Source organism: Thermomicrobiales bacterium (genome assembly GCA_023954495.1).
Lineage (GTDB): Bacteria > Chloroflexota > Chloroflexia > Thermomicrobiales > CFX8 > JAMLIA01.
Genome location: JAMLIA010000100.1, coordinates 1 through 10,702 on the forward strand (window position 1 = coordinate 1; position 10,702 = coordinate 10,702).

General features: G+C 62.0%; 13 protein-coding genes. 5 read left to right on the forward strand and 8 right to left on the reverse strand.

The genetic code is table 11. From position 1 onward, the window contains the following. The first annotated feature begins 129 nt into the window (after positions 1-129). The 3 genes from M9890_14215 (at position 130) to M9890_14225 (ending at position 2,040) form a co-directional block, all read left to right on the forward strand. On the forward strand, positions 130-813 hold the full coding sequence (locus M9890_14215) for an RraA family protein (protein MCO5178106.1): 684 nt from the start codon (positions 130-132) through the stop codon (positions 811-813). 101 nt (positions 814-914) lie between these two features. Continuing rightward, a complete protein-coding gene (locus M9890_14220; GenBank protein ID MCO5178107.1) occupies positions 915-1,796 on the forward strand; it encodes an LLM class flavin-dependent oxidoreductase in 882 nt (293 codons plus the stop codon). Between the two features lie 19 nt (positions 1,797-1,815). Then, positions 1,816-2,040, forward strand: coding sequence for a DUF2277 domain-containing protein (locus M9890_14225; protein ID MCO5178108.1), 225 nt, complete (start codon positions 1,816-1,818; stop codon positions 2,038-2,040). On the opposite strand, the gene M9890_14230 is transcribed toward M9890_14225, so the two are convergent. From M9890_14230 to M9890_14250, 5 genes are all read right to left on the reverse strand, one after another. Next, positions 2,006-3,091: an ABC transporter permease gene (locus M9890_14230; GenBank protein ID MCO5178109.1), complete on the reverse strand. Its 1,086-nt coding sequence runs from the start codon at positions 3,089-3,091 to the stop codon at positions 2,006-2,008. The two genes, M9890_14225 and M9890_14230, sit on opposite strands and share 35 nt — an antisense overlap. A 65-nt stretch (positions 3,092-3,156) precedes the next feature. Beyond that, complete coding sequence (locus M9890_14235) at positions 3,157-4,068, reverse strand: ABC transporter permease (GenBank protein MCO5178110.1); 912 nt, start codon at positions 4,066-4,068, stop codon at positions 3,157-3,159. A gap of 41 nt (positions 4,069-4,109) precedes the next feature. Beyond that, positions 4,110-5,054 carry an ABC transporter permease gene (locus M9890_14240; protein MCO5178111.1) on the reverse strand — a complete coding sequence of 315 codons (945 nt, stop codon included), beginning with the start codon at positions 5,052-5,054 and terminating at the stop codon, positions 4,110-4,112. 63 nt (positions 5,055-5,117) lie between these two features. Further along, positions 5,118-6,869 (reverse strand): ABC transporter substrate-binding protein, encoded by a 1,752-nt coding sequence (locus tag M9890_14245; protein MCO5178112.1) that lies wholly within the window; start codon positions 6,867-6,869, stop codon positions 5,118-5,120. Between the two features lie 102 nt (positions 6,870-6,971). Beyond that, complete coding sequence (locus tag M9890_14250; protein MCO5178113.1) at positions 6,972-7,790, reverse strand: FadR family transcriptional regulator; 819 nt, start codon at positions 7,788-7,790, stop codon at positions 6,972-6,974. Positions 7,791-7,933: 143 nt separating this feature from the next. On the opposite strand from M9890_14250, the gene M9890_14255 reads away from it, so the two are divergent. Continuing rightward, positions 7,934-8,134, forward strand: coding sequence for a hypothetical protein (locus M9890_14255; protein MCO5178114.1), 201 nt, complete (start codon positions 7,934-7,936; stop codon positions 8,132-8,134). Here the strand turns inward: M9890_14255 and M9890_14260 are convergent. The 3 genes from M9890_14260 to M9890_14270 form a co-directional block, all read right to left on the reverse strand. Next, on the reverse strand, positions 8,131-9,021 hold the full coding sequence (locus M9890_14260; protein MCO5178115.1) for an ABC transporter ATP-binding protein: 891 nt from the start codon (positions 9,019-9,021) through the stop codon (positions 8,131-8,133). The two genes, M9890_14255 and M9890_14260, sit on opposite strands and share 4 nt — an antisense overlap. Before the next feature lie 3 nt (positions 9,022-9,024). After that, positions 9,025-9,438, reverse strand: a complete 414-nt coding sequence (locus tag M9890_14265; protein MCO5178116.1) for an ester cyclase — start codon at positions 9,436-9,438, stop codon at positions 9,025-9,027. A gap of 61 nt (positions 9,439-9,499) precedes the next feature. Next, entirely contained in the window at positions 9,500-10,327 is an 828-nt protein-coding gene (locus tag M9890_14270; GenBank protein MCO5178117.1) for a M55 family metallopeptidase, read from the reverse strand. Between the two features lie 123 nt (positions 10,328-10,450). Here M9890_14270 and M9890_14275 point away from each other — a divergent pair. After that, positions 10,451-10,702, forward strand: a 252-nt coding sequence (locus M9890_14275) for a hypothetical protein (GenBank protein MCO5178118.1), incomplete at its 3' end; no start/stop codon positions are given.

Genomic DNA, 10,702 nt, shown 5'->3' on the forward strand with positions numbered 1-10,702 from the left:
CGCGTATGAGGGTTGGCGGGTCGCGTATCCTGCCTGACAATCGAGGCTGGCGTCTCGCGACGCGACGAACCCGTTCGGGCGGCAACTGTGGTCAGCGAGGCAATGAAACGCAAGTGACAGAGGAACGCAATGAAGTCAGGATTTATCATTCGCCCGTTGACGAACCGCCCAGACGCGGAGGCAATGGCACCACTGTTCGGTCTGGCGACGCCGTTGCTCAGCGACAGCATGGGGCGGCTGCCTGGAGCAGCGGGCCTGCTTCCGTATCACCGCAATGCGCGGCGTATGGTCGGGCCGGCATTCACCGTCCGCACCCGCGGCGACGACAACCTGATGATCCACAAGGCGCTCGATATGGCTGAGCCCGGTGATGTGATCGTTGTTGACGGTGGCGGTGAACTGTCGCACGCGCTTGTTGGCGAGATGATGCTCACGCATGCGATGGTCCGCAAGCTGGGCGGGATCGTGATCGACGGGGCGATCCGCGATGTGAGCGCGATTGCCGCTGCTGAGTTCCCCGTCTTTGCGCGCGGCGTCACGCATCGCGGTCCATATAAGGACGGGCCCGGCCAGATCAACGTGCCGGTGTCGATTGGTGGGATGGTCGTCAATCCGGGCGATATCGTCGTCGGTGATGAGGACGGCGTTCTCGCCTTCGCTCCGTCGATCATGACCGATCTGATTGCTGCGGCGTCTGCCAAGGCTGCGGATGAACGGGCTCAACTGGAGGCGACGCTAAACGGCACCCTCGACCGCTCGTGGGTGGATGCGACACTGCGTGCCAAGGGCGTGACGGGCATCCAGGCGACGTGAACACGCGTCGTCGCGGCGAATGATTCGAGTGGTGCAGGTTCAGGGCCGACTGCGGCATTCCCGAACTACCGGACATTTCTGTAACTTCTGGAGGACAACTAATGGGCGATCGACCGGCGGACCGGCTGGAATTTGGCATAGTCACCGGACAGCATCGGCGGCCACTGAGCCTGATCGACGAGCATTGGCGCTTCGCGGAGGAGACGGGCTGGGACTCCGCCTGGTTGTTCGATCACTTCTTTTCGCTGGGACAGGTCGAGACCGACGAGTGTCTTGAGGGCTGGACGCTGCTGGCCGGCATGGCGGTCAAGACGTCTCGTGTGAAGCTTGGCCTGATGGTCACCGGCAACACACACCGCAATCCGGCGATCATGCTCAAACAAGCTGCGACGGTCGATCACCTGTCGGGCGGTCGACTCATCCTCGGCATGGGGGCCGGGTGGAACGAGCGCGAACACGAGGCCTATGGCATCCCGTTCCCCGGTGCCCGCGAGCGAGTCGATCGCTTCGGTGAGACGATGGAGCTGATGCGGCAGTTTGAGACGCAGGAGCGCACGACGTTTCGCGGCGAGTACTACCAGACTGAGAATGCGCCGTTTGCGCCGAAGCCGGTCAATGCCCACATCCCTGTCCTGATCGGGACAGCGGGCAAGCGAATGCTGCGCCATGTCGCGCGCTACGCCGACTTGTGGGATGGCGGCGAGGACCCGGCGGAGTTTGCGAAGAACGGAGAGCAGCTCGTTGAGTACTGTCGCGAAATCGGACGTGACCCGGGCGAGATTCGCTGGGTGATTTCCGCCTATGCCAAACCGTTGGAATCGATCGACACGTTCCGCCAGCATGTGATCGACTACGCTCGGATCGGTGTGCGGACGTTCCTGTTCAACACACCGTTCGCACCGCTACCACCGATGTTCATCGAGCTTGCCGAGCGCGTCATCCCCGAGTTGCGTCAGCAGTACGCTGCCGGCGAGCTTGCCTGACAACAGTCTGGAGGAGCCCATGTGCCGAAGCATCAAGCAGCTTCGTCGTGCCGACGAGCCGGCGACGCCCGATGAAATCGAGGCTGCGGCGCTGCAGTTTGTTCGCAAGGTGAGTGGCTATCGTGTGCCCTCACGCGCCAATGCCGACGTGTTCGACAGTGCGGTCGCTGAGATCGCCGCAGCAACACAGCGCCTGCTGGATACGCTCGTTACGCCTCGCGGCGCGACAGCGTCCAGAGACTGACGGCGTAGACGACAACCGCCCATGCGGCCAGCACAGCGATGGAGAGCCATGTCGTGTCGAAGATCGGCGTCTCGGCCAGCGAGTCAACAGCCAGGTGCATTGCGTGCGTCGTCGGGAAGACTTGCAGGATTTTTTCGGCAACGTCCGGCAGCGGAATGCCGGCGACGAATGCTGGCCCAACGACCGGGAGGATCAGCACGCCGCCCCAGGTGGTGAGCTGTGATAGATTGAGAATGCTGCCGAGCAGAAGACCAATGCCATCGAGCACGACGGCAAGAAGCCCAACGGCGACGACAAACAACAGCGCGCGTTGCGGGCTAACACGCGTCACAGCCAGGAGCAGCGGCGTCGAGATCGCGACGTAGGCGAGGCCGAACAACGCCTTGGCAGCGATCACATCCCACGGCGAGGCGATCATCACCAGCGCGTCGAGCGTGCGCCGCTCCTTCTCCTCGGCCAGAATGTACGGCACGGCGTACATCGTGATCATGGCGATCTGCATCATCAGCGCCGAGAGGACGAAGTAGGTGTCAAGGCCGAGATCTTCGATCAGCGAGATCGTCGTCGTCGGCTTGCTGATCGTCTCGACAGACACCTGCGCCGGGTCTTGCTGGCCCGCCTGCGCACGCAGTGCTGCTTCCAGCGACGACAGCAGGTACTGTGTTGCGAACCCCGTTGATTCCGAGCGTATGACCGTCAACGGCGGCGCTTGTCCGCTGCTCACGGCCGCATCAAACCCCGCTGGGATCACCAGCCCGAGATCGGCATCATCATCGTCGATCGTCTTTCGGACGGCAGCTTCGTCTGTGACCTGCTTGATCTCGAGCGTCACATCGGCCCCGCTGATCTGCTTGATGCTCTCTGGCAGGGTGGTTGAGTCGCCACTCGTGTAGACGAGCGTAGCCGACAGGACCGGATCGTCCGAGTCCATGATGACGTTGTAGAAGATGCCCAACCCAAATGGCACCAGGATCGCAACGAGGATACGCGCGTCGCGCATCGCATCCAGAAAGTCGCGCCGAAATATTGTGAGGATCCGACGGATTGACAAACCACGCTCCCTCGCCACGATCCGCGACACTTGCAGGCACGAGTATAGCGAGTGAGTCGAACCGCTCAGCGATTCCGCAGGTGTGGATCGAGCGCGTCCCGAATGCCATCGCCGAGGAAGTTAAACGCCAGTACGATCAGAAAAATCGCCGCGCCCGGCACAAGCGCCATCCAGGCAGCGTATTGTAAGTAGTCCTTCCCGATTGAGAGCATTCCGCCCCAACTTGGCGTTGGTGGCTGCACACCAAGCCCGAGGAATGACAGGCTGGCCTCGGCCAGAATCGCAAACGCCACGCCGATCGATGCCTGGACGATCAGCGGAGCGGTGACATTCGGCATGATGTGTCGCCAGATAATCCGCGCGTCCGAAGCGCCAACCGTACGTGCTGCCTCAACGTATTCGTTCTGTCCGACCGAGAGCACCTGGCCACGGATCAGCCGTGCATACGATGGGATTCCGACGACGCCCACCGCGATCATCACATTGGTCAGGCTCGGCCCGAGCGCAGCGGTGATCGCCAGGGCGAGTACGAGCGTCGGGAAGGCCAGCAGCGCATCCATGCAGCGCATGATCAGCGAATCGAGGAACGATCCGGACGTGTAGCCCGCGACCAGGCCGAGCACTGTCCCGATGATGAGCGAGATGCCGACGGCAATAATGCCGACTTGCAGCGAGACCCGCGACCCGTAGATCGTCCGGCTCAGGACATCTCGACCGAGATTGTCGGTGCCAAGCAAATGCTCGCGGCTCGGCCCCTGCAGCACCGACGCGAAGTCCACCGCGTCCGGCCGGTACGGCGCGATGATCGGTGCGAAGATCGCCATCAGGATCATCAGCACAATGATCGTGAGTGCAGCCGCGCTCAGTCGCGTCTTGAACAGGCGCTCGAAGAAGCTGCGCACTCCGACGGTGCGTTGACGCGGTGTTGCCTGCTCAACGCCACCGGTCGTTGCAGCAGTGCCAGGTGTCGATTCCATCGATTCAGCCCCTCAACTCCCCAGCCACATCGGCCATCCTCTCACGTGTACCGAATGCGCGGATCGAGGACGGCGTAGAGCAGATCAACGGCCAGGTTGGCAAACAGGAACGCGAGCGAGGCAAACAGGACGACGCCTTGCACCAGCGGGAAATCGCGCTGGAAGATGGAATCAACCAGCAGGCGACCGATACCGGGTAGCACGAAGATCGATTCAGTAATGATCGCCCCGCCGAGCAGCCCGCCGATCTGCAAACCAACGACCGTGACTACCGGGATGAGCGCGTTGCGCATCGCGTGGCGGCGCACGACATTCGCTTCGTTCAGCCCCTTGGCGCGGGCTGTCCGCACATAGTCCTGGTCAAGAATCTCCAGGAGCGACGAGCGCATCATCCGCATGACGATCGCCGAGAGTGCCGTGCCGAGTGTCACCGCTGGCATGATCATCTTGCGCAGGTTCTCGACCGGATCATCGAGAAACGGCGTGTAGCCGATCGGCGGCAGCCAGCCGAGCTTCAATGACAGCGTAAAAATGAGCAGAATCGCCAGGAAGAAATTCGGCAACGACACCCCCAGCAACGCGACCGTTGTCGCGCTGGTGTCCAGTGGCGAGTTGCGCCGCATCGCCGAGATGACCCCGGCCGGGATGGCGATCAGCAGCGCAATCAGCGCCGACAGCAGCGAGAGCTCGATCGTTACCGGCAGGCGATCCAGAATCGCTTCCGAGACCGGTTGGTTCGAGCGGATCGATCTGCCCAGATCGCCCTGGAGCACCGCGCCGAGCCAGCGCACGTACTGCACCGGCAACGGTTGATCCAGCCCGAGCTTTTCGCGCAGCGCCGCAACTGATTCAGGCGTCGCTTCCTCGCCGAGCATCGAGATCGCTGGATCGCCGGGTGTGAGATGAAGCAGGGAGAAGACGATCAGCGACACGAGGAAGAGCACCGGCACCATCTGCACCAGCCGACGAAGTATGTACCGTCCCATGCACCTTCCCGTTTCTATCCGGGTGGCGATCCTGAGACCGCCACCCATCCATCGCGGGTGTTATCAACCCTTGTCGACCGAGACCTTGTCCATTCGCATCATGCCGTCGGGCACATGGACGAAGCCCTTCACCGTTGGTTGCCATACCTTGATCTCGGCCGGGAAGCGCACAAAGATCATCGGCGCATCCTCGGCAATCAGCTTGGTTACCTCGGAGTAGATCGGCTTGCGCTCGTCGGGCGTCGCTTTGGCGCGCGTTTCCTCAAGCAGCGTGTCCACGTCGGGGTTGCTGTACTCGCCGCGGTTCAGCCCGCCATCGCTGTGAAAGTAGCCGTAGATGTTGCCATCGGGATCGGGCCGCCCGCTCCAGCCGAGACTGACCGCTTCGAAATTGCTGGTGTTTGATCGGTCGAGGAGCGTGCCGAATTCCAGCAGCTCCAGGTTGGCAACGATGCCGACTTCGGCCAGCTGCGCCTTGTACGCCTCAGCAAGCTGCTGTGCATCAGGCGTATTCGTCACCAGCATCGTGAACTCAAAGCCGTCCGGCTGGCCGCCGGTGGCGAGAAGCTCTCTGGCCTTGTCGTAGTCCTGGCTATAGACATCGACCGTTTCGTCAAACGCCCACGAGCTTGGCGGGATCGGTGTTTGCGCCGGGGCACCCGTGCCGAAGAAGAGCGCCTGATTGATGGCGTCACGATCAAGGCACCAGGCGACCGCCTGCCGCAGCTCCTTCACGTCGAATGGTGGCTTCCCGCAATGTAGCGTGATGTAGGTGAAGCCGAGGCCGGCCACCTCATCGTAGACGAGGGAGTTGTCGGCCTTGACTGTCTGCACGTCCTTGGCCGAGAGCTGATCGATCATCTGAACGTCGTTCGTCCGCAGCGCCGTCAGGCGAACAGATGCGTCAGTGATCGGCTTGTAGGTCACTTCGTCGAGGTACGGCAGACCATCCTGCCACCAGCTCTCGTTCTTCTTGACGGTCAGGTGGTCATCCTTCACCCACTCGACGAAGGTGAATGCGCCGGTACCGACCGGCTGCCGTGCCAGATCGTCCCCCAGCTCCGTGATCGCCTTGGGCGAGATCATCATTCCGGCACGGTCAGAGAGTGTCGCCAGTAATGGCGAGAACGCCTGCGAAAGGGTCAGCTTCAGCGTGGTGTCATCCACTGCTTCGACGTTCGTGACCTGTGCGATCTCACTCTTGCGCGGCGAGGCCGTCGCGTCATCGAGCATGCGATCGAAGTTGGCCTTGGCTGCGGTGGCGTTGAATGTCTCGCCGTCGTGGAATGTCACACCGTCGACGAGCGTGAACGTGTATTCGGTCCCGTCAGACGAGATCTCCCAGTCGGTGGAAAGTTCCGGCACGACGTTGAGCGTTTCATCGATGTCGACGAGCTTGTCGTAGATCAGCTGGTACACCTGCCGATCGACTGCCGCCGTCGACTTGTGCGGGTCCATCGTGGTCAGGTCCGAGTTCAGCGCCAGAATCAGCGACCCGCCGGCGGAACCACCTTCGGCTTCGCCACTCGTCGACTCGGTCGCCGTTTCTTCACCAGTCGTTGGCGACTCTGCTTCGCCGGACGTTGATTCAGTCGCGGCACCGCCAGTGGATGGCTCGGTGGCCGAACCACCTGTTGATGGCGTGTCCTCATCATCATCGCCGCCGCAGGCTGCCAGCAGTGGGCTGATGGTCGCCAGACCTATTCCGATCAGTCCGGTGCGCTGCAGAACACCGCGTCGTGATAGTGGCGTTTGCAATAGCGCTTCGGCTTGCTCGCGCATGCTGAAAATCGAAGACTCACGTTCGGTGCGCATGTCACGTCCTCCCACATGAAAGAGTTCCAACACCTTGTCGTTGCCCCACAAATGCACAATATTGACGACACGAGGCCGCGCCGGACGTTGGCTGCCAGCACGCTATGCGGCGCCTCCACCACCTCCCTTCTGCCCATCGACCTTCCGAATCCGGGCAGCGTCGGACGACCCGGCACCCGCTTCCGGCGGTTCATCCAGGTGCTCTTCCAGCACGCTCCCAACGATGTACAGCTCGACGTCCTGCAGATGTCGCAGCATCGAATCGCGCGCAGCCGGGGGGTCGCGTCGCTCGATGGCGGAGATAATTTCGTTATGACGAGTGAATGTACGGTGGCGGCGGTTTGGCTCGGCTGCAAAGTGACGTCGGCTGCTCAACAGCAGCTCATTGAGGAGTTGCAACACGCGCACTGCAGCGCGATTGCCCGAAGCGCGGGCGACAGCGGCATGGAACTCGCGGTCGAGATAGATGGTGCGTTCCGCTGACTCCCGGTGGCTCGCCAGCCGACCGATGTCATCGTTCGCGGCGCGCATCGCTGCCACATCGTCGTCATTGGCCCGCAACGCCGCCTGCGCGGCGAGCGCCGGCTCGAAGATTATGCGCAGTTCCCAGAGATCGCCAACAAGATCATCAGTGGCCGACAGTGTCAGGGCTAACGGTGAAGTGACGCCGAGCTCATGGAAGTCTCGCACTCGGGTGCCGTCACCGTGACGTGTCTCAACGATCCCGGCTAACTCCAGCGCAGTCAACGCTTCGCGCAACGAGGCGCGGCTGACCTGGAGCCGCTCGGCGAGCTCGCGCTCCGGCGGCAATCGGTCGCCCGCAGATAGACGGTTGTCCCGGATCAGCTCGCAGATCCGCAGCACGATGCGCTGAGATAGCCGCGAACGGTTGACCGGCTCGATGGTCAGATCATCAGACATTGTGTGCACCACTTCGCCAAACTGGCCTAGTGGACTGACCAATTTTCAGCAGATAGCTTGCAGTATAGTAATCTCTTGGCAACCTGTCAAAGGGCAAGATTCAAACACCGCGCTACCTGCGCGACGACTGGAGCAGCGAGAGGATGACAGGCGCGATGTGGTACCACGACCTGCTCTGGGGACTGTGGAATGGGCTCACTGCCTGGATTGTCCTGATCGTGCATCTGTTCGGCAGACTGGACGACCAGCCGATCTATGATGTGGCTCGTCAGGGTGGCTGGTACGACTTCGGCTTTCTCTTCGGAACCGGTTCGCCGTTCCTCGGTATCTTCCGTCGTCGCTAGTTCAGCGAGCGACCAGCCAGCGCGATGAACACGTCTTCGAGCGTGCCTTCCTGCGAATGGATCGTCAACACCCGACCGTCACGCATCCACGTTTCCAGTTGCACGGCGTCACTGGGGCTATCGAGTGCCAACTGGTGCTCGTCTCGCGTGTCGAGAAGCACCGTCGCAGTTCGCTGCCCGAAGCGCAGCTTCAGTTCCCGCGGAGCATCCAGCGCGACGATCTCGCCCTGGCTGAGGAATGCCACCCGATCGCACAACTCGTCCGCTTCGTCCATGTAATGCGTTGTGAGGAAGACGGTCGTGCCGCGGTCGCTCAGCTCGCTGACGATCTGACGGATGTCGCGTGCTGATGTCGGATCGAGCCCGCGCGTTGGCTCGTCCAGAAACAGCAGGCGTGGTTCGTTTATCAGGGCGCGCGCGATCAGCAGACGTTGCTTCATACCGGTTGAATACGCTTTGACTTTCTGACTTGCGGCGTCCTTCAGGTTCACCGCCTCAAGGAGATCGTCAACGCGCGTGCGCGGCATGTTGTACAAATCGGCAAAGAAGGCCAGGTTGTCCCGACCGGACATTCGGTCGTACAGATTCTGATCCTCGAAGACGAGGTTGATGATCGGCTTGACTGCGACCAGATCGGTGACGACGTCGTGCCCAGCGATGGATGCCCGGCCGCTGGTCGGCCGGGTCCGACCGGTCAGCATCCGAATCGTCGTTGTCTTGCCCGCTCCGTTGTGACCGAGGAGCCCGAAGATCTCGCCCGCCGCGACATCAAACGAGATGCCGGCGACTGCGCGCTTCTGGCCGTACTGCTTGACCAGATTCTCGACGCGGATCATCGGTGTTGTGGCCGCGAGGTTTGTCTCCGCGTGATTCAGGACATCCGCCATGCACTACTCCAGCGTTGTCGCGCCGAGCTGTCGCCGCAGCCCGAGCGCATCCCAGCCATCGAATCCTTCGACGATCTGACCGTCGCGAATGATATCGAGGCTCATGCCGCTCACGCTGACCGAGCGTCCGCTAGCGGGGATGCCGAGGAACTCGCCCTGCTGGGTGCCGGTAAGCGTCCAGCGCGTCACCACGCGGTCGCCTTCTGCGACGATGTCCTCGACAGCGAAGTGCAAATCAGGGAAGGCACGCTGCCACTCGCGCCACTGCCGCCGAAACGCTTCGCGGCCAGCCCCGAAGTCGGCATCGTTCCCGGCAGCGTTCTCGGCAATGTAGCGTTCGATCGCCGCCTCGTCCCCCGCGTTCCAGACCTCTTCGAAGAACCTCCTGGCGAGTTCCTTGTTTGTCTCAGCTGACATCTCTACTCCCTGCCGTCGTAACGACTCATGCTCTGGGGAGAGTGTAGCGGAGGGCGGTCCCCTACAGGGGCGTTGAGCACAGCACCGTTATCAGCCGCAGGATGCGATAGGCGTCCGGCACAGTCGGGCGGGTGAAGCGCAGGCTGCGCCCATCGATGCGTTCGACGTTGTCGAGCATGGCGACCAGGTCGGCCAACGCCGGGCGGGCGAGCGTGATCGTGACCTCTACCGGCAAGTCGACTGTCAGCGGAGCGACATCCGCGCGCTCGCGAATCACTCGCGTCGCTGCTTCTCGCAGCATCTTGCGCGCGACATTGGGATGCACTGATTCAGCCGCCAGATGGGCGCGACTGTGCTTGACGGTGATGATCGATTGCCCGTCGCCGAACAGATCGCGTGCTTCCGCCTCGACAGATTGATCCCCGGCCACCAGCACGACCGGCACGCCGTACGCGCCGGCCATCATCGCATTCAGCCCAAGTTCGCCCATCGACTTGCCATTGATCGTGACATCGAGGATCGTGCCGGTAAACGTGTGACTCAGAACCGACTGGTCGCTTCCTGCCCGGCCATGAACACCGATGAACATCGCCAGGTCGTAGTTTTCGTCGATGCCGTCCATCATGCCGAAGTGGCGAGGCTTGCCGCGACTCAGCGTTGCGCGCTCATCCAGCTCCTCAGGGATGAGGTTGCGATACGGCCCGTGGACGTCGGCGACCGTGACCGATGCTCCCGGATCAGCATCGAAAATTCCAGCGACGACCGCGCTCGCTTCCGCGGTCATCAGCCGCCGGGCGCGCTCATACTCCGGGTTGCCCGGCGAACCCTCAGATACATGGACCACACCAGCGATGCCCTCGATATCAACCGTCACGAACACTCGAGTCACACAACCACTCCTTCGTGCTAGCCAATGTCGCATGGACAATGCGACTACCGCGAGTCATTGTCAACATGGGGTTCGCACCGGACAATGCGTGGATGTGACCATGACAAATGAGAGGTGAGGGCAGTGACTGCGACAGCTCTGGTATCGAAGGATCGATTCATCGGCGGGGACGAACGGGCGTATCTGCTGACTGCTGGTGATGGGCTGACGCCTGTCAGCGCTGTCGATGCGACGGCGCGCTACTTCGCTGACAAGGCCAACGGCTCGGCTGGCCTGCGCGCTCAGCAAGCCACAGCATTTGCCTGTCGCGAGGGACTGGCTGCGCTGCTTGGCGTCGACGCTGGAGATGTGGCGCTGTTAGGCAGCACATCCGAG

Bases quoted from the DNA above. Each gene is read 5' to 3' on its own strand.
- M9890_14240 (MCO5178111.1), bottom strand. From the start codon at position 5,054: ATGGGACGGTACATACTTCGTCGGCTGGTGCAGATGGTGCCGGTGCTC.
- M9890_14255 (MCO5178114.1), top strand. From the start codon at position 7,934: ATGACAGGCGCGATGTGGTACCACGACCTGCTCTGGGGACTGTGGAAT.
- M9890_14260 (MCO5178115.1), bottom strand. From the start codon at position 9,021: ATGGCGGATGTCCTGAATCACGCGGAGACAAACCTCGCGGCCACAACA.
- M9890_14265 (MCO5178116.1), bottom strand. From the start codon at position 9,438: ATGTCAGCTGAGACAAACAAGGAACTCGCCAGGAGGTTCTTCGAAGAG.
- M9890_14225 (MCO5178108.1), top strand. From the start codon at position 1,816: ATGTGCCGAAGCATCAAGCAGCTTCGTCGTGCCGACGAGCCGGCGACG.
- M9890_14245 (MCO5178112.1), bottom strand. From the start codon at position 6,869: ATGCGCACCGAACGTGAGTCTTCGATTTTCAGCATGCGCGAGCAAGCC.
- M9890_14220 (MCO5178107.1), top strand. From the start codon at position 915: ATGGGCGATCGACCGGCGGACCGGCTGGAATTTGGCATAGTCACCGGA.
- M9890_14250 (MCO5178113.1), bottom strand. From the start codon at position 7,790: ATGTCTGATGATCTGACCATCGAGCCGGTCAACCGTTCGCGGCTATCT.
- M9890_14235 (MCO5178110.1), bottom strand. From the start codon at position 4,068: ATGGAATCGACACCTGGCACTGCTGCAACGACCGGTGGCGTTGAGCAG.
- M9890_14215 (MCO5178106.1), top strand. From the start codon at position 130: ATGAAGTCAGGATTTATCATTCGCCCGTTGACGAACCGCCCAGACGCG.